Annotated in this window: 1 pseudogene; it reads right to left on the bottom strand. The window is 59.5% G+C overall.

From position 1 onward, the window contains the following. Positions 1-509 (bottom strand): annotated as a pseudogene (locus J5M71_RS27280) (toxin); the annotation flags it as partial.

The raw sequence follows: 509 nt of genomic DNA, 5'->3' as shown, positions 1-509 counted from the left end.
GCGTCATAGAACAGCTGATCGAAGAGCCCGAGTTGGCGCAGCGATTGATCATTGACGTAGCGGTGCGTGTTAGCGAAAAACGGCCGGTATTGGCGCTGCGCGAGACCTTTGTTGTTGTATTCGACGCGTTCGCTGATACGCCAGCGTGTCTGCGTCGGTTGCTCACCTTCTTCGATCAGCAATTGACCATCCTCACCCACCACATAAGCCAGCCCCGGATCGACCTTCTGTTGGGTTTGCAGGACCCGACCAAAGCCGTCGACGCAGGTTTTGACGATCTGGATCTGCGCCTTTATGGCGTCGTAGGGATAGCGGTCGGCACTGAGCACTACGGTGTGAACCGGTTCTCGGTAAGCCAGTTCGATGGCCATGAGCAGTCGCTGGTCTTCAGTCGTCAGACCGGGATTTCGCGCAAGCCGGCGACGTGCGCTGGCGCGGATCTGCCCGCCGGGCAACAGGTCGCCTTGCTTGATCGCGCGGCTTCGAAGTGTGGAGGCGGGTATCAGGCC

Source organism: Pseudomonas sp. 43(2021), from assembly GCF_017490805.1.
Taxonomy (GTDB): Bacteria; Pseudomonadota; Gammaproteobacteria; order Pseudomonadales; family Pseudomonadaceae; genus Aquipseudomonas.
The sequence above is the reverse complement of the archived record's forward strand: the minus strand, read 5'-3'. Positions and strand labels throughout refer to the sequence as shown.